Below are 15286 nucleotides of genomic sequence, written 5' to 3'. Positions count from 1 at the left end.
TGCCCCCGCCGCCTCCATCCCCCGTCGGCGGCGAGGGCACCGCTCGGCCATGCCCGAGCACCTGGGCGGGCGCGTTCGTGTCCCCCTGGACAGCGACCTGCTCCCGTACGCTCGCCGCATGACAGAGCGATCAGCGAAGCCCGGCGACGAGGCCCTGTTCCAGCTGCTCGGTCAGCAACGGATCGGCACGCTCGTGACGTTGAAGCGGGACGGCCGCCCCCAGATGTCGAACGTCGGCTACGCCTACGACCCGGAGGCTCGCCTCATCCGGCTCATGGTCACCTACAACCGCGCCAAGACCCGCAACCTGCGCCGCGATCCACGCGCCAGCTTCCTCGTCACCAGCCCCAACGGCTACGCCTACATGATCGCCGAGGGCGAGGCGGAGCTGACGCCCATCACGACGGACCCGCACGACGCGGTCGCCGACGAACTCGTCGTCGTCTTCCGGGGGTTCCAGGGCGACCACCCCGACTGGGAGGGCTTCCGCAACGCCATGGTCGCCGAACGGCGCCTGGTCGTCAGGCTCCCCGTGGACCGCGTGTACGGGGCGGCCGGCCGCCGCCTGAGCGGCAGCCCCCGCACCGGTTCCGCGCCGGCGGGCGGACTGACGCCGGGTACGGCCTGACCGGCCGGCGCCAGCAGGGAGCAGGGGCGCCTCGCAGGGCGGCTCAGCGCACGACCAGCGGCCGGCGTACCCCGGGCGGCAGCGATCCCACCCGGTGATGCCCCTCGACCACCACAGTCGTCCCGGGCGCGATCTCCGTGAACCCGGCGTCCCGCACCAACGGCAGCCCCGCGGTGGTCAGTTCACGCCAGCGCTCCGGCTCCGCGGTCCGCACGGCCAGCGCGAACCCCGCCGCGCGCCAGGCATCCCGCTCCTCGTCCGACAGCTCCCACCAGGCGATCTGTGCCGCGTGCCCCGCCTGCGCCATCGTCTTGCCGGCCGACATGTCGAGTCCGGGATTCACCCAGAGCACGGGCGCCGACGGATCGGCGGCCACTGGCGGCCGAGGATCGTCGAGGTCGGTCCCCGACACCTGGAGCTTCGCCAGCTCCTTTGGCCACCCGTCCAACGGCACGGGCGGAAACACCCGCACCTCGGCCGACTCACCGGTGACGGTGATCCCCGGCAGCTTTTCGGCCCGCCGCCACTCGGCCCCACGGGCCCGCCGCACGACCTTGCGGATGCGGGCGTCCTCCCAGTCCCGCAGGGCCTGAGCCCACTCACCGTCGCCGACGGACCGCTCGTCACTGAGCATGATCAGTACGGCGCGGGCGGCGGTCTCCAGCGCGTCCGTCCGGGCCGGGGGATCGCCCCGCTCGATACGCACGACGAGGGGGAGAACGAACTGCGGGGCGTGATCGCGGGTGCCGGGTTCGGATCGGAAAGGGCTGTCCTGTGGGGCGGGGCTGTCGGAACTCACGGCCCCCAGTCTGCCAGGACGAGGATCTGCGCGAAGATGCTGCCATGCAACGCGATCTTCGTCTGGACAACGTGGGCCGCCGCTACGGCCTGCGCGGCCCATGGGTCTTACGAGGCATCCACCTCACCGTGCCCCCCGGCGCCCTCATCCGCATAGAAGGCCCCAACGGCACCGGCAAATCCACCCTTCTGCGCCTCCTGGCCCGCATAGACGCCCCCTCGGAAGGCCGCGTCAGCGGAGCACCCCGCACCGCATACGTCCCCGAACGCTTCCCCACCGCCCTCCCCTTCACCGCCCTCGGCTACCTGACCCACCTCGGCACGGTCCACGGCCTGTCCCGGCCGGCGGCCACCCGGGCCGCCCTCGAGTGGCTCGACCGCTTCGGCGCCGCCGCCTACGCCCGTACGCCGATGGCCCAGCTGTCGAAGGGCAGCAGCCAGAAGGTCGCCGTCGCCCAGGCGCTGCTCGCGGACCCGGAGTTGCTCGTCCTGGACGAGGCGTGGACCGGGCTCGACGCCGATGCCCGCGCGGAGCTGGAGCGTGCCGTCGCCGAGCGGACCGCCGCCGGCACCGCGGTCGTCTTCGTCGACCACGACCCGCGCCGCCTCGCCGGGGCACGCGACGCGACGTACACCGTGCACGACGGCGGCCTCAACCGCCGTACGGAACAGACCGCGTCGCCGCACAACGGCCCGCACACGACGGTCGTCGTCCAGGGCCGGAGCGGCGCGACCCTTCCTGCGGAGGCCCTCCGTATCGCCACCGGAGCGGACGAGACCGCCCCCGGCACCCACCGCCTCACCGTCCCCGCGTCCCACTCGGACGTCGTCCTGCGCGCCCTGCTGACCACCCGCCCGCCCTGGCACGTGGTGAGCGTGAGCCGGGAGACACCCGTCCCTTTCGAAGCCGAAGCCGAGAGTCGCCGATGACGTCGATGAGAGCCCTCCTCCGCTACCAGGCCGCCCTTCTCGCCCGATCGCAGCGGTGGCTGCCGCCGTTCATCCTGTACGCCGCCTTCCTCGCCGTCGGCGTGCAGAGCGGCCAGCCCGTCCTCGACTCGCTCGGCTACGCGGCTGCGGCACTGCTGCCCGTCGCCGCCTGGCTGGTACGGATCTGCGTCAGCAACGAGCCGCCCGCCGCCCGCAGCTGCGTCTCCGCGGCGGTCGGCCCGGGACGGGCGCACCTCGCCGCGCTGCTGGTGGCGCTGGCCGCCGCGGCGGCGCTCGGAACGGCGGCGATCGTCGTCGTCACCCTGATCAGCGACCCGGTCGGCGCCGACCACCAGGCCCGGGTGCCACGGCTGCCCGCGGGCGCCGCCGGTCTGCTCGCCGCGCTGGCCTGCGCCCTGCTCGGGACGGCCGTCGGCGCACTCACCGCATGGCCGGTGCTGCGCTCGACCGGCCGCGCGGTCCCGGCGATGCTGCTAGCGGCGCTGCTGTCCGTGGTGGTGACCGGCTCCCCGGCCCAGGCGGCGGTCAGCGGCCTGGTCACGGGCTCCCGCTCGGGCACCGTCCCGATGCCCGTACTGCCCCTGGCGGCAGCGGCCCTGCTCACGGCGGCGGCGACCGCCGCGGCCTGCGCGCTCACGTCCCGCAGGTCAACCTGACCACCGGCGGTTCATCCTGAACAGGCCGTGCGCTGCGCCTCCTGCCACTCACACACCGGGCAGAGGGTGATCCCCTTGTACGACTCCGGGTACTCCGTCGGCTCCCGGCACAGCACGCACTCCGCGTAGGGCGGCCCATCCGCCTTGGGCGGCCTGGTCGCGTCGATCAGGCAGTAGTCGTCGTCGCTCATACCTTCAGCGTACGAGCCTTACCGCCGCCCGCCCGAGGCCCCGATCAGCTCGCTCACCTTCACGAACCGGAACCCCTTCGCGCGCAGCTCGGGCACGACGGTCCGGACGACCCGCTCGGTCGTGGGAGCGGCACTGAGTGTGCAGTGCATGACCACCACGGACCCGGCCCGCACCCCGTCCAGCACCCCCTGGGCGACAGCGTGGGCGTCCGTCGCGAAAGCGTCCCCGCTCACCACGTCCCACTGCACGGCCGTGACGCCGGCCGCGCTGAGCGCTCTGAGGGCACGCCGGTCGTAGCAGCCGCCGGGAAACCTGAAGTACGGCATCGCAGCCCGCACCCCCACCTTCTCGAACAGGGTGTACGCCCGCTCGACATCCGCCCGCATCCGGCCCGCGTCGATGGTCGGCAGCCCGTAGCAGTCGTCGGTGAAGGCGTAGTGGCTGTACGAGTGGTTGGCGACCTCGAACAACGGGTCCCGCCCGATGGCCCGGGCCTGCCCGGGATACTCCTCGGCCCACCGCCCCGTCATGAACACCGTCGCCGGCACCCTCAACTCCCGAAGCGCCGCGACCAGCCCCGGATTGTCGAACCGCTCACCACGCGCCGCCCGCGGCCCCTGGTCGGCGGTCATGTCGGCGTCGAAGGTCAGCGCGACGGTCTTGTCCCCGGTCCGGGGACCGTGCTCGAAGACGGGGGTCAGACCGGCGGGACCGGGGGCGAGGGTCGGTGGCCCGGTCGCCGTGGCGGCGGGAGAGACGGCGGAGGCGCTGGGCGCGGGGCGGGGAGCGCGGTGCTCATCGGCCGGGGAGCAGGCGGCGAGCGCGGCGCCCAGGACGCAGACGGCGGTGACGCGTCGTACGAGAGAGATCACCGCAGGAAGATATGAGGATCAAACAGACAATACGGTTGTGTTGATGGGTGTGCCGAGTCGGTGTCACCCACCCGGCGGGACCGGCCCTCTCAGTCGGCGCGCGTGCAGCGGCCCGTCGGGGCGGTGGCCGGAGGGCGGCACTGGAGGGCGAAGTCGGACGCGTTCTGGCTCAGGTAGCGGCCGATGCAGGTGCTCGGAGTGGTCCGGCCGCGCTCGGCGCAGAAGGCCAGGGCGGCGTTGCCGTCGGCGAAGGGGCCGGGGGCGTAGAACACCCAGTAGCCCGGGCGCAGGGAGGGGTAGTCGCCGCTGCGCAGCACGGCCGCCTCCGGCACCATTCGGCGGATCGTGGCCAGGCGGCTGTCGCGGGCGGCGGCGCCCGTGGCGATGGGTTCGGAGTGGAGTTGGGCGATCCAGCGGCCGCCCTGGGCGGGGATGGGAGTCGGGGAGGGCGAAGCGCTCGTGGGGGTGGGCGACGGTGAGGCGGTGATCGGCTTCTGTCTCGCCGGGCTGGGAGCGGACGTCGTGGCTCTCGGGCTGGTCGCGCCACCGGCCTTGTCCTCGCCCTCGGTGCCACCGGGGAGCAGCGCGAACACCAGAGCCGTGGCCGCGCCGATCACGAGCGCCGCGGTCGCGGCCACCACCAGAGGCGTACGGCGCCGAGAGCCCCGCAGCGGCTCCGGAACCGTCGGGCGCGGGGTGTCCAGTTGGGTTGGCGTTGGTGGCGTCGGTTGGGGTACGCCCGCCGTCAGCGTCGGCTGCGTCCAGTGCGGCGTCGCCCCCGCCTCGACCTGCGCCAGCATCGCGTCCAGCCGGGCGGCGGCCGGGCGGGCCGCCGGGTCGCGTACCAGAACGGCGTCGAGCACCGGGGTCAGCGGGCCTGAGCGGGTCGGCGGCGGCAGCGGGTCGTCGAGTACGGCGGCCAGGGTGGCCAGCGTGGTGGGGCGGCGCAGTGGGCTGACGCCCTCCACGCACACGTACAGGACCACGCCCAGCGACCAGAGGTCGGCCGCCGGATCGTCCTCGCGGCCCCGGATCCGCTCCGGAGCCATGTACTCGGGTGAACCGACGAGTTCGCCGGTGGCCGTGAGGCCCGTCGTGCCCTGCAGGGCGGCGATGCCGAAGTCGGTGAGGACGGCGTCGCCGTCGGGGCGCAGGAGGATGTTGGCGGGTTTGACGTCCCGGTGGTGGATGCCCGCCGCGTGTGCGGCCCGCAGCGCGGCGAGCACCTGGCGGCCGACGCGGGCGGCCTCAGCCGGGGTCAACGGGCCGTCGACCAGCCGCTGCTGGAGCGAGGCGCCCGGCACCAGCTCCATCACGATCCAGGGATGCGGGTCGGCGTCCACGATCTGATGGACCGTCACCACATGGGGATGGCTGAGCCGGGCCAGCGCCCTCGCCTCCCGCATCACCCGCTCGCGCATCACGCCGACGGTGTCCGCGTCGGACCGCACCGCCTTGAGCGCGACCTCGCGGTGCAGCACCGTGTCGCGAGCCCGCCACACGGTGCCCATTCCTCCGCTGCCGAGCCGCTCCACCAGCTCGAAACGGCCGTCGACGAGATCCCCCGGTTGGTTCATGCCGCAAAGGTTAGATGACGCACCGGAGAGCAGGCTTCCGCTCCGGTACGGCGGCCGCGACGGCTACCTGCGCCAGGGTCCCGTCACCGCGAACGTCGTGCCCGGCGTGTAGCAGTTCACGTACATCGTCCCGCCGTCGGGCGAGAAGGTGACCCCGGCGAACTCGCCCCACTCCGGCTCCTGTGGGGTACCAAGGTTCTGGGCGTTGCGCGCCATCGCGTACACCTCGCCGCCCCGCGTCACGCCGAACACGTGCTGGGCGCCGTTGCCGTCCTCGCACACCATCAGCCCTCCGCTGGGGGCGAGGCAGATGTTGTCCGGGGACTCGCCCGGGAGCTGCACGTCCGTGTCCGGGCCGAAGACGATCACCAGGGTCAGGCGGCGCGCGGCGGGGTCGTAGCGCCAGATCTGGCCGTAGTGGTCCGCCGCCGAGCCCTCCGCGCTGCGGGCGAAGGACGAGACGAAGTAGACGGACCGGCCGCCCCAGTAGCAGCCCTCCAGCTTCTGCGCGTGGGTGATGCCCTTCGGGCCGAAGTCCTGGAGGCGGATGGGCGTCCGGGTGGCGAGCGGGTCCGGTACGTCGACCCACTCGATGTTCTCGAAGCTCGCGCCCGTCTCCTGGATCGAGGACAGGTCGGGGACGCCCGGCACCCGCATCGCCTGCAGGCGGCCGCCCGCGCGCAGGGAACCGAGGCCGCCGTGCGGCGCGTTTGGCAGGAAGCGGTAGAAGAGGCCGAAGGGCCTCTCGAAGGCGTCCTCGGTCTCATAGACGATGCCGTGCCGGGGGTCCACCGCGACCGCCTCGTGCTGGAAGCGGCCCATCGCGGTCAACGGGACCGCGCCGGAGCGGTACGGGTTCGCCGGGTCGACCTCGAAGACGAAGCCGTGGTCCTTGGCGTAGCCGTTGGTGCCCGCCCTGTCCTCGGTCTCCTCGCAGGTCAGCCAGGTGCCCCAAGGCGTGGGGCCGCCCGCGCAGTTGACGGCCGTACCGGCGATGGCGACCCGTTCGGACAGGACGCGGCCCCGCCGGTCGAGGGTCAGGCTCGTACAGCCGCCCTTGCCCGCCGGGTCGTAGGTGAGGCCGGCGACGGTCGGGACGGGGATCCTCGCGGTGGTGCGGTTCTCGTGGTTGCGGACCAGGTGGACGCGGCCGTTTGCGCCGGGCAGGGCGGTCATGCCGTCGTGGTTGGAGGGGACGGGGCCCTCGCCGGAGCGGAGCGGTTCGCCTTCGCGGGACAGGACCCGGTAGCGGAAACCTTCCGGCAGGTCGAGCAGGCCCTTGGGGTCGGGGACCAGCGGGCCGTATCCCGTGTGGCCCAGGTGCTGTGCGGCGGCGGTTCCGGCGAAGAGTTCGGTGAGGTTCCCGGCGAAGGCGATCGACACGCCCAACGCACCGGTACGGGAAAGGAGTTGGCGACGGCTCGGACGGCCGTCGGTCGTGTTCTCGGGCATGGGGAAACCTTCCTGCTGGCGGACAGGAACTGTGACCCCGCCGTGTCTATCACCTGCTATGAGCCACGGGAACCACGCGCGTAGCGTGTGTCACTTCTCTGTGGCGTCCTCGATGATGTCCTCGACCGTCCGCTCGACGTCCCGCTCTGCCGGGGGCTCGACGGCCGGATGAGCGTTTTTCTCCGCGGAGCCCTCCAGGGCGTGACCCGCGTCCGGCTCCCGAGTGCGCTTCACGTGTTGCTCGTGGTCCTCGCCCCGCTCCAGGAAGCGCAGCAGCTCCACCGGGATGGGCAGGACCAGCGTGGAGTTCTTCTCCGCCGCCACCGCCATCACCGTCTGGAGCAGGCGCAGCTGGAGCGCGGAGGGGGCGTCGGCCATCTGGTGGGCGGCCTCGGCCAGCTTCTTGGAGGCCTGGAGCTCGGCGTCCGCGTTGATGATGCGGGCCCGCCGCTCGCGGTCCGCCTCCGCCTGCCGGGCCATGGAGCGCTTCATCGACTCCGGCAGCGACACGTCCTTGATCTCGACGCGGTCCACCTGGACGCCCCAGCCGACGGCCGGGCTGTCGATCATCAGCTCCAGGCCCTGGTTGAGCTTCTCGCGGTTGGACAGCAGGTCGTCCAGGTCGCTCTTGCCGATGATCGACCGCAGTGATGTCTGCGCCATCTGCGAGACCGCGTACTTGTAGTCCTCGACCCTGATGAGCGCGTTCGCGGCGTCGATCACCTTGAAGTACACGACCGCGTCCACGCGCACGGTCACGTTGTCCCGGGTGATGCCCTCCTGGGCCGGCACCGGCATCGTGACGATCTGCATGTTGACCTTGTGCAGCCGGTCCACGATCGGAACGATCAAGGTGAATCCGGGTGGCCGTACGTCTCCCACCAGCCGTCCGAGCCGGAGCACCACCCCGCGCTCGTACTGTTTGACGACCCGCGCCGCCGCCGCGACGTACACCGCTCCCGCGGCAGCCACTCCCACGGCCGCGCCCAGCAGTTCCTCGACCATGACGACCTCCTCGCGGAGAGGCCCGTTGCGCATGCTCCTGTAACGATATGCCCGGTGTCTGGTCCGGGGCCATGGACGGCCCCGGACCGGGTCACACCTCAGCGGGAGTCATACGTCGGTCAGGGATGCGCCGGTCAGGGCGCGGTGACCCGCACCGGTTCCGTGCCGGCCGCGCTGTGCCGCTCGGCCCAGCTCTCCAGGGCCGTGCGGCAGGCGTGGTCGAGGTGGTGCAGTCCGGACAGGTCCAGCTCCACCGGGCGGTCCTGAGGCAGGGCCTCCAGGCTGTCGAGGATCTTCGGCAGCCTCAGGAAGGTCGCGTTGCCCGACAGGTACGCCTGGATGGGTCCGGCGCCCTTGTCTATGACCTCCAGCTTCACGTGCGAGGCCTCCCAGGCGGTCTTGGCGACCGACAGGGCCAGACCGATCAGCACGCCCTCGAACATGTTCACCGCGACGATGGAGACGGCGGTGACCACGAGGATCAGCGCCTCGCCCCGGTGGCCGCGCCACAGGGAGACGATGCCCCGGAAGGGGATCAGCTTCCAGCCGGAGTAGACCAGGATGCCGGCCAGCGCGGGTATCGGGATCAGAGCCAGCGTGGCGGGCAGCAGCGCCGCGAAGAGCAGCAGCCACACGCCGTGCATGACACGGGACGCCTTGGTCTTCGCACCCGCCTGGACGTTGGCGGAGCTGCGCACGATGACCGCGGTCATCGGCAGCGCGCCGAGCACACCGCAGACGGTGTTGCCGGCGCCCTGCGCCATCAGCTCCTTGTCGTACTCGGTGCGCGGCCCGTCGTGCAGCCGGTCCACGGCCGCCGCGCTGAACAGCGACTCGGCCGACGCGATGAGCGTGAAGGCGACGATCGTGGCGAGCACACCGACGTCCGCCAGTTCGCCGAAGGCGCTCAGGGACGGCGGCTGGATGGATCCCAGCAGGCCCTTGACCTCGACGGTGGCGACCGGCAGCGAGAAGGCCGCGGCGACCAGCGTCGCCAGGCCTACCGCGGCGAGCGGACCGGGAACCGTGCGCACCTTGCGCGGCATCCGCTTCCACAGCACTAGCACCGCGATGGTGCCGGCGCCCAGCGCGATCGAGGCCAGCGCCTCGGTGTTCTGCACGGCCTGGACCAGTGCTCCGGGGAGCCCGATTATCTTCTCCAGGCCGGACGCGGGCGCCTTGGCGTCCGCGACCGAGTAGAGCTGCCCGGCGATGAGCACAAGGCCGATACCGGCCAGCATGCCCTCGACGACGGAGACCGAGATGGCCCGGAACCAGCGCCCCAGCTTCAGGGCGCCCATCAGGAGCTGGAGCACGCCGGTGGCGAGCACCAGCACGCCGAGCACCGGCAGTCCGAACTCCTGCACGGCCTCGAAGACCAGCACGGTCAGACCGGCGGCGGGTCCGGAGACCTGAAGGCTGCTGCCGCGCATCATGCCGGTGACGATGCCGCCCACGATGCCGGTGACGAGCCCGAGCTCGGCCGGGACTCCGGAGGCGACGGCCACGCCGACGCACAGCGGCAGCGCGACGAGGAAGACGACCAACGAGGCGGCGAAGTCCTGCCGCAGGTGAGGGTATTTGGTCATCATGGCGATCACAGGGCCTCGAACGCGTCGGTCTCGGCGCTGTGGGCGCGCACGGCGCCCTTGTGGACCTCGTAGTACCACGCGTGCAGGGTCAGTTGACGCTCCTTCAGCTTCTTCTCGATGAACGGGTACGAGCGCAGTCGCAGGATCTGGGCCAGCACGTGGGCCTGGACGCCCTCGGCGACCTCCGGGTCCTCGACGGCACCGGTCGGGCGGGGGCTGGCCTGCGCGAGCCAGTCGCGCACGGCCGGCACGGCGTCCAGGTCGTCGCCGCGCACCAGCGCGCCGACGGCCCCGCAGTGGGAGTGGCCGCAGACCACGATGTCGCTGACGCCGAGGACCTCCACGGCGTACTCGATGGTGGCCGCCTCGCTGGTGGGGTGCTCGGAGGCGTACGGCGGAACGATGTTGCCCGCGGTGCGCAGCTCGAAGAGCTCGCCGGGCCGGGCGCCCGTGATCAGGGCCGGAACGACCCGGGAGTCGGAGCAGGTGATGAACAGGACCTGCGGGGACTGCCCTGCGGCCAGCTTGGCGAACTCCTCAGGGCGCTGTCCGAACATACGGGCGTTGTCGATGAGGGGCTGCATGTGTGGTGACTCCTCCTGGCGCGCCTCGGTGGCGCGTCGGGGTTTACATGACAGGGGTGGGGGGACTGCTGTGCTTCTCAGCAGCGGAAGACCTGCAGCGCGGCCGGAGTGTGCGACGCCGGGGGTCTCGACGTGCGCTGGTGCGCGGTGCCGGATGTGACCGGCTCGTGCTGGGCCGCGGGGTCCCGGGTGAGCAGGGGCCGGTAGGGCGCCTCGGGCCCGGAATCGGCGACGCGCATACGGTCACGGGTGCGCAGCGGACCGGTCGGGTCCCCATCGCCCGACGGTATGCAGTGGCGTGCCGTGAGGGTTTCGTCGCGCAGCGCCTTTTTGGAGAGCTTGATTCCGGGCTGGGCCTTGGCCTCTGCCTGACTGACCGTGTGCGCCTTTGCGAAGGACGCGGTGGGTGCGAAGAGCTGGAGGGCGACCAGGACGGCGGCGAGGATCGAAATCGCGGTCCGGGCCGTCGTACCTCGGAACATGCGCCCCCCTCCAGTCAGTCCACACCTCTTGCGCGAGCCAACACTTGGTCAACCGTTGGTCAAGAAACACATTAGCCCGGCAAAGTTGTTTGCAGGGTTAACTTAACGTTTCGACCTGAAGAGAGCCTGAAATGCGAGGGTGAGATGGCTTGAACTCCCCCTTGACCAGGGGGAGTAGACAAGTTAGGGGCGTCAGGCGGTGACGAGGCCCCTCGCGTCGCGCGCCAGGGCGGTGAGACGCGAGATGGCGCGGAAGTACTTCTTGCGGTAGCCGCCCTTCAGCATGTCCTCGCTGAAGAGCTTGTCGAAGGGCAGTCCCGAGGCCAGAACGGGGACTTCGCGGTCGTAGAGCCGGTCGGCGAGCACGACGAGACGCAGGGCCGTCGACTGGTCGGGAATCGGCTGCACATCGGTCAGACAGACCGCCTTGAGCCCGTCGGTCAGCGCGCCGTAGCGGCTGGGGTGGACCCGGGCCAGGTGGTCCAGCAGGTGCGGGAAGTCGTCGAGCGAGGCGCCCTCGGTGGCGTACGCCGCCTTCGTCACCTGTTCGTCGGAGTACGGCGCCGGCGCCTCGGGCAGGCCGCGGTGGCGGTAGTCCTCGCCGTCGATGCGCAGCGGGCGGAAGTGCGCCGACAGGCCCTGGATCTCGCGCAGGAAGTCGGCCGCCGCGAAACGGCCCTCGCCGAGCTTGCCCGGCAGGGTGTTGGAGGTGGCGGCGAGCGCGACGCCCGCGTCGACCAGCTTGCCGAGCAGGGTGGAGACGAGGACGGTGTCGCCGGGATCGTCCAGCTCGAACTCGTCGATGCACAGGAGGCGGTGGCCGGAAAGGGTCTGCACCGTCTGCTGGAAGCCGAGGGCGCCGACGAGGTTCGTCAGCTCCACGAAGGTGCCGAAGGCCTTGAGGGAGGGCTCGGCCGGGGTGGCGTGCCAGAGGGAGGCGAGCAGATGGGTCTTGCCGACGCCGTAGCCGCCGTCGAGGTAGACGCCGCGGGGCCCGGCCGGGGTCTTGGGGGCCTTGGACCGGCCGAACCCGAGGAAGCCGCGCCTGCCGGTCTTCCCGGCACCGCTGGCGTGCGCCCCGCCGAGCCCGCCCGCGAAGGACTCCAGCACGCCGACCGCCTCGGTCTGGCTGGGCTGGTTCGGGTCCGGGATGTACGTGCTGAACCGGACCGAGTCGAAGCGCGGCGGCGGCACCATCTCGGCGACGAGGCGGTCCGCGGGCACGTGCGGCTCACGGGCGCACAGGGACGGCGGGCTCGCTTCGGCTATCGGGTGCGGACCGGAGGCGGCGGAGGAGGACGACACGGTTCACCATGGTAAGGGCCGTGCCACACTCCATGACATGCGACGCCTGTTCCCTGTGATTGACGAAACAGCAGCGAGGGCCTCCGGCGGTTCCCCCGGGGACGACGGGAGTGGAGCTGCCGAAGGGGGGCTTGTGACCGGTGCTCCCGGTGGGGGCGCTGAGAGTACGGACCCCGGCGCGTCCGGTGGTGGACCTGTGGGCCGGGTGGCCGGGGACGGTGGCCCGGTGCAGCCCGGCGCCGACCTGGTCGACCGGGAGTGGAGCCTCGCCGAGCTCGCCGTCGCCTACGCCTATCCCCGCCCGGCGCCCGGCGGCGGCCAGCCCTGGCTGCGGGCGAACATGGTGTCCACGCTGGACGGCGCCGCCCAGCACGACGGGCGTTCGCAGCCCATCTCCTGCGCGGCCGACATGCGGATCTTCGGCACGCTGCGGGCGCTGGCGGACGTCGTGATCGTGGGTGCCGAAACGGTACGTCAGGAGGGGTACCGTCCGGCACGCGCGCGTGCGGAGTTCGCGGAGGCGCGCCGGGCTGCCGGGCAGGAGCCCGCGCCGGCCATCGCGGTGGTCAGCGCGAGCTTGGATCTGGACTACACCCTTCCGCTCTTCACCTCGCCCGCCGTGCCCACGCTGATCCTCACGGGCGCCGCCGCGGCCCCGGACCGGATCGCCGCCGCGGAGAAGGCGGGTGCGACACAGGTGGTGATCGCCGGTGACGGCGTCGGCGTGGACCCCGTCCGTGCCGTCCAGGCCCTCGCCGAGCTGGGCCACACCCGGCTGCTGACCGAGGGCGGGCCACGGCTGCTCGGCCAGCTGGTGGCCGCCGGTGTGCTCGACGAGCTCTGTCTGACGATCTCCCCGATGCTCACTGCCGGCGACGCCCAGCGTATCGCCGGCGGGCCCTCGGTGGCGGTCCCCAAACGGTTCGAGCTGGCGTCCCTCATGGAGGAGGAAGGCTTTCTGTTCGGTCGGTACCGGCGGAGGTGAGGTTGGTCCGGACATGGGTTCCATCGTCGCCGTGGTCCTGAAAACGGCGGAATCCACCGTTCCGTTTAGCTTCCGCCGGGCACACTAAAAATCGCAGCCCCCGTGCGAGCACGGGGCAGGATGGTTTCCTCAGAAGGGGCGCCCGGTGTTCACAAGCGTTTTGATGATCGAGAAGGCCCTGACGTCCGCCGACGTGGAGTTCGTCACCACCTTGCACGGGGACGAGGAAGTCTCCTTCCACGTGCTGCTCCAGCCGCGCGGCGAGCAGGCCGACAGGCTGCTGCGCGCCATCGACGACATCGCCCTCGGCGAGCTGGACGAGGCCGTCCGGGAGGGGAGGACGCCGGAGGGCGAGGAGGCGATGAGCACGGGGGAGCGGGCGCTGGAGGTGTCGCTCACGGCGTTGCGCTCCGCTGGGGCTGCGGCGGAGGGGCGGTTGCTGGAGGACCATCCGCTGGATGCGCTGAAGGCTGTGGTGGACGAGGTCGGTGCGGATGAGGTGATCGTGTTGACCGACCCCCATTACGTGGAGGAGTTCTTCCACCGGGACTGGGCGTCGAGGGCTCGGCACAAGGTGGGGGTGCCGGTGTTGAAGCTGTTCTCGCACAGCAAGGTTTAGGGATTTTCGGGAGAGCGCCGTAGGGGCTTCTGGGATCTGCCGGGTGCGGGTTGTGTGTGGCTGGTCGCGCAGTTCCCCGCGCCCCTGGGGTGGCGCAGGTCCCGGCGTCCCATGGGCGAGGTCGGCCTCAGCACCCAATAGGCTGAGGGCTCACCGTCGTATCGCACGTACCGCACTCTGGGGAGAACACGCATGGCACCCGGCATTCCCACCGCCATGGACCGACCGCACTTCATCGGCATCGGCGGCGCCGGGATGTCGGGGATCGCGAAGATTCTCGCGCAGCGTGGGGCCAAGGTCGCCGGGAGCGACGCCAAGGAGTCGGCGACCGCCGAGGCGCTGCGGGCGCTGGGTGTGACCGTGCACATCGGGCACGCGGCGCAGCACCTCGCCGACGACGCCAGCTGCGTCGTGGTGTCGTCGGCCATCCGCCAGGACAATCCGGAGCTGGCCCGCGCCGCCCAGCTGGGCATCCCGGTGGTGCACCGCTCCGACGCGCTCGCCGCGCTGATGGGCGGGCTGCGTCCGATCGCCGTCGCCGGCACGCACGGCAAGACGACCACGACGTCGATGCTGGCGGTCTCCCTGTCCGAGCTGGGCCTGAAGCCGTCGTACGCCATCGGCGGCGACCTCGACGCCCCCGGCTCGAACGCCCTGCACGGCGACGGCGACATCTTCGTCGCCGAGGCGGATGAATCGGACCGCAGCTTCCACAAGTACGCCCCCGAGGTCGCGATCGTCCTGAACGTCGAGCTCGACCACCACGCCAACTACGCGTCCATGGACGAGATCTACGAGTCCTTCGTGACGTTCGCCGATCGCATCGTCGACGGCGGCACGCTGGTGATCTCGGCCGACCAGGACGGGGCGCGGGAGCTGACCCGGCGAGTGGCCGACAGCGTCCGGACGGTGACGTACGGCGAGGCCGAGGACGCCGACGTACGGGTGCTGTCCGTGCTGGCGCAGGGGCTGAAGAGCCAGGTCACCGTCCTCCTGGACGGCCAGGAGCTCACGTTCACGGTCTCGGTCCCCGGCCGCCACTACGCGCTCAACGCGGTCGCCGCCCTCGCGGCGGGCGCGGCGCTGGGCGTCCCGGCAGCCGAGCTGGCCCCGGCGCTGGCGGCCTACACGGGCGTGAAGCGGCGGCTCCAGCTGAAGGGCGAGGCCGCGGGCGTCCAGGTCATCGACTCCTACGCACACCACCCGACCGAGATGACGGCCGACCTGGAGGCCATGCGCGCGGCCGCCGGTGACGCCCGGATCCTGGTCGCCTACCAGCCCCACCTGTTCTCCCGCACCCAGGAGCTGGGCAAGGAGATGGGCGACGCCCTCGCCCTCGCCGACTCCTCGCTGGTCCTGGACATCTACCCGGCCCGTGAGGACCCGATCCCCGGCGTCACCAGCGACCTCGTCATCGAGGCGGCCCGGGCGGCCGGCGCCGAGGTGACGGCGGTGCACGACAAGAGCGAGGTGCCCTCGCTCATCGCGGGAATGGCCAAGCCCGGTGATCTCGTTCTCACCATGGGCGCGGGCGATGTCACCGACCTCGGCCCGCTCATCCTGGACCGCCTGTCGAAGTGAGGGACGA

General features: G+C 71.8%; 16 protein-coding genes. 6 read left to right on the top strand and 10 right to left on the bottom strand.

The window, feature by feature from the left end; genetic code table 11:
* Positions 1-118: 118 nt before the first annotated feature.
* Positions 119-628 carry a PPOX class F420-dependent oxidoreductase gene (locus tag IF78_RS0136645; protein ID WP_078662725.1) on the top strand — a complete coding sequence of 170 codons (510 nt, stop codon included), beginning with the start codon at positions 119-121 and terminating at the stop codon, positions 626-628.
* Positions 629-671: 43 nt separating this feature from the next.
* Here IF78_RS0136645 and IF78_RS0136640 read toward each other — a convergent pair whose 3' ends face one another.
* On the bottom strand, positions 672-1427 hold the full coding sequence (locus tag IF78_RS0136640; protein WP_031487050.1) for an aminoacyl-tRNA hydrolase: 756 nt from the start codon (positions 1425-1427) through the stop codon (positions 672-674).
* Positions 1428-1471: 44 nt separating this feature from the next.
* On the opposite strand from IF78_RS0136640, the gene IF78_RS0136635 reads away from it, so the two are divergent.
* Together IF78_RS0136635 and IF78_RS0136630 are read left to right on the top strand one after the other, a co-directional pair.
* Entirely contained in the window at positions 1472-2356 is an 885-nt protein-coding gene (locus IF78_RS0136635; protein WP_031487049.1) for an ABC transporter ATP-binding protein, read from the top strand.
* A gap of 5 nt (positions 2357-2361) precedes the next feature.
* Positions 2362-3033, top strand: coding sequence for a hypothetical protein (locus IF78_RS0136630; protein ID WP_031487048.1), 672 nt, complete (start codon positions 2362-2364; stop codon positions 3031-3033).
* A gap of 11 nt (positions 3034-3044) precedes the next feature.
* On the opposite strand, the gene IF78_RS0136625 is transcribed toward IF78_RS0136630, so the two are convergent.
* From IF78_RS0136625 to zapE, 9 genes are all read right to left on the bottom strand, one after another.
* Positions 3045-3224 carry a hypothetical protein gene (locus tag IF78_RS0136625; RefSeq protein WP_031487047.1) on the bottom strand — a complete coding sequence of 60 codons (180 nt, stop codon included), beginning with the start codon at positions 3222-3224 and terminating at the stop codon, positions 3045-3047.
* Between the two features lie 18 nt (positions 3225-3242).
* Positions 3243-4097: a polysaccharide deacetylase family protein gene (locus tag IF78_RS0136620; RefSeq protein WP_031487046.1), complete on the bottom strand. Its 855-nt coding sequence runs from the start codon at positions 4095-4097 to the stop codon at positions 3243-3245.
* Between the two features lie 89 nt (positions 4098-4186).
* Entirely contained in the window at positions 4187-5674 is a 1488-nt protein-coding gene (locus IF78_RS0136615; RefSeq protein ID WP_031487045.1) for a serine/threonine-protein kinase, read from the bottom strand.
* Between the two features lie 63 nt (positions 5675-5737).
* Positions 5738-7126, bottom strand: coding sequence for a PhoX family protein (locus IF78_RS0136610; protein ID WP_031487044.1), 1389 nt, complete (start codon positions 7124-7126; stop codon positions 5738-5740).
* Positions 7127-7216: 90 nt separating this feature from the next.
* Complete coding sequence (locus tag IF78_RS0136605) at positions 7217-8131, bottom strand: slipin family protein (RefSeq protein ID WP_031487043.1); 915 nt, start codon at positions 8129-8131, stop codon at positions 7217-7219.
* A gap of 134 nt (positions 8132-8265) precedes the next feature.
* The gene (locus tag IF78_RS0136600) at positions 8266-9723 is read right to left on the bottom strand and encodes a SulP family inorganic anion transporter (protein ID WP_031487042.1); all 1458 of its coding nucleotides are present in this window, start codon (positions 9721-9723) and stop codon (positions 8266-8268) included.
* 5 nt (positions 9724-9728) lie between these two features.
* Positions 9729-10307: a carbonic anhydrase gene (locus tag IF78_RS0136595; RefSeq protein WP_031487041.1), complete on the bottom strand. Its 579-nt coding sequence runs from the start codon at positions 10305-10307 to the stop codon at positions 9729-9731.
* Positions 10308-10384: 77 nt separating this feature from the next.
* Positions 10385-10789, bottom strand: a complete 405-nt coding sequence (locus IF78_RS0136590) for a hypothetical protein (RefSeq protein ID WP_031487040.1) — start codon at positions 10787-10789, stop codon at positions 10385-10387.
* Between the two features lie 192 nt (positions 10790-10981).
* The gene (zapE, locus tag IF78_RS0136585) at positions 10982-12094 is read right to left on the bottom strand and encodes a cell division protein ZapE (protein WP_031487039.1); all 1113 of its coding nucleotides are present in this window, start codon (positions 12092-12094) and stop codon (positions 10982-10984) included.
* 37 nt (positions 12095-12131) lie between these two features.
* Between zapE and IF78_RS0136580 the strand changes: the two genes are divergently transcribed.
* The 3 genes from IF78_RS0136580 (at position 12132) to murC (ending at position 15279) form a co-directional block, all read left to right on the top strand.
* The gene (locus IF78_RS0136580; RefSeq protein ID WP_234439944.1) at positions 12132-13079 is read left to right on the top strand and encodes a pyrimidine reductase family protein; all 948 of its coding nucleotides are present in this window, start codon (positions 12132-12134) and stop codon (positions 13077-13079) included.
* 145 nt (positions 13080-13224) lie between these two features.
* Positions 13225-13698 carry a hypothetical protein gene (locus IF78_RS0136575; RefSeq protein ID WP_031487037.1) on the top strand — a complete coding sequence of 158 codons (474 nt, stop codon included), beginning with the start codon at positions 13225-13227 and terminating at the stop codon, positions 13696-13698.
* Positions 13699-13890: 192 nt separating this feature from the next.
* The gene (gene murC / locus IF78_RS0136570; protein ID WP_031487036.1) at positions 13891-15279 is read left to right on the top strand and encodes a UDP-N-acetylmuramate--L-alanine ligase; all 1389 of its coding nucleotides are present in this window, start codon (positions 13891-13893) and stop codon (positions 15277-15279) included.
* The last annotated feature ends 7 nt before the right edge of the window (positions 15280-15286 follow it).

Source organism: Streptomyces bicolor (genome assembly GCF_000719285.1).
GTDB classification, from domain to species: domain Bacteria; phylum Actinomycetota; class Actinomycetes; order Streptomycetales; family Streptomycetaceae; genus Streptomyces; species Streptomyces bicolor.
Note: the sequence above shows the minus strand (reverse complement) of the source record. Positions and strands in the feature narration are given on the sequence as shown.

Excerpts from the sequence above, each read along its gene's own strand:
- murC (WP_031487036.1), top strand. The coding sequence starts at position 13,891 with ATGGCACCCGGCATTCCCACCGCCATGGACCGACCGCACTTCATCGGC.
- IF78_RS0136600 (WP_031487042.1), bottom strand. The coding sequence starts at position 9,723 with ATGATGACCAAATACCCTCACCTGCGGCAGGACTTCGCCGCCTCGTTG.
- IF78_RS0136590 (WP_031487040.1), bottom strand. The coding sequence starts at position 10,789 with ATGTTCCGAGGTACGACGGCCCGGACCGCGATTTCGATCCTCGCCGCC.
- IF78_RS0136610 (WP_031487044.1), bottom strand. The coding sequence starts at position 7,126 with ATGCCCGAGAACACGACCGACGGCCGTCCGAGCCGTCGCCAACTCCTT.
- IF78_RS0136630 (WP_031487048.1), top strand. The coding sequence starts at position 2,362 with ATGAGAGCCCTCCTCCGCTACCAGGCCGCCCTTCTCGCCCGATCGCAG.
- IF78_RS0136605 (WP_031487043.1), bottom strand. The coding sequence starts at position 8,131 with ATGGTCGAGGAACTGCTGGGCGCGGCCGTGGGAGTGGCTGCCGCGGGA.
- IF78_RS0136635 (WP_031487049.1), top strand. The coding sequence starts at position 1,472 with ATGCAACGCGATCTTCGTCTGGACAACGTGGGCCGCCGCTACGGCCTG.
- IF78_RS0136625 (WP_031487047.1), bottom strand. The coding sequence starts at position 3,224 with ATGAGCGACGACGACTACTGCCTGATCGACGCGACCAGGCCGCCCAAG.
- IF78_RS0136580 (WP_234439944.1), top strand. The coding sequence starts at position 12,132 with ATGCGACGCCTGTTCCCTGTGATTGACGAAACAGCAGCGAGGGCCTCC.
- IF78_RS0136615 (WP_031487045.1), bottom strand. The coding sequence starts at position 5,674 with ATGAACCAACCGGGGGATCTCGTCGACGGCCGTTTCGAGCTGGTGGAG.
- IF78_RS0136595 (WP_031487041.1), bottom strand. The coding sequence starts at position 10,307 with ATGCAGCCCCTCATCGACAACGCCCGTATGTTCGGACAGCGCCCTGAG.
- IF78_RS0136645 (WP_078662725.1), top strand. The coding sequence starts at position 119 with ATGACAGAGCGATCAGCGAAGCCCGGCGACGAGGCCCTGTTCCAGCTG.